1 protein-coding gene is annotated in these 394 nt (G+C 72.3%); it reads left to right on the top strand.

Annotation, left to right across the window (positions count from 1 at the left end; genetic code table 11):
* Positions 1-349, top strand: a 349-nt coding sequence (locus tag MKK69_RS08105) for a methyl-accepting chemotaxis protein (RefSeq protein ID WP_243967273.1), incomplete at its 5' end; no start/stop codon positions are given.
* Positions 350-394: the final 45 nt, after the last annotated feature.

The raw sequence follows: 394 nt of genomic DNA, 5'->3' as shown, positions 1-394 counted from the left end.
GTCGGTGCAGGAGATCAGCCGGCAGGTCGCGGGCTCCGCCGAACTGGCGCAGCGTGCCTGGCGCGAGGCGGATCACCACGGCGCCGTGGTGCAGGGGCTCAGCGCCGCCGCGTCCCGGATCGGAGACGTGGGCGCGCTCATCTGCGGCATCGCGGCCCAGACCAACCTCCTGGCGCTCAACGCAACCATCAAGCCGGCCCCGGCCGGATCCGCCGGCGGGGGCTTTCCCGTGGTTGCCGCCGAGGTGAAGGCGCTCGCCGAGCACACCGCCCGGGCCACCGCGGAGCTCACCGGGCCGATCGGCCGGAACCAGCCCTCCACTAGCCAGGCACTTGGGGAGACCGGCTAGAGAACCGCACGCATCCAGGAGATCAGCGGCGTTACGACATCGATC

The sequence above is a fragment of the Methylobacterium sp. J-026 genome (assembly GCF_022829585.1).
Taxonomy (GTDB): domain Bacteria; phylum Pseudomonadota; class Alphaproteobacteria; order Rhizobiales; family Beijerinckiaceae; genus Methylobacterium.
The sequence above is the reverse complement of the archived record's forward strand: the minus strand, read 5'-3'. Positions and strand labels throughout refer to the sequence as shown.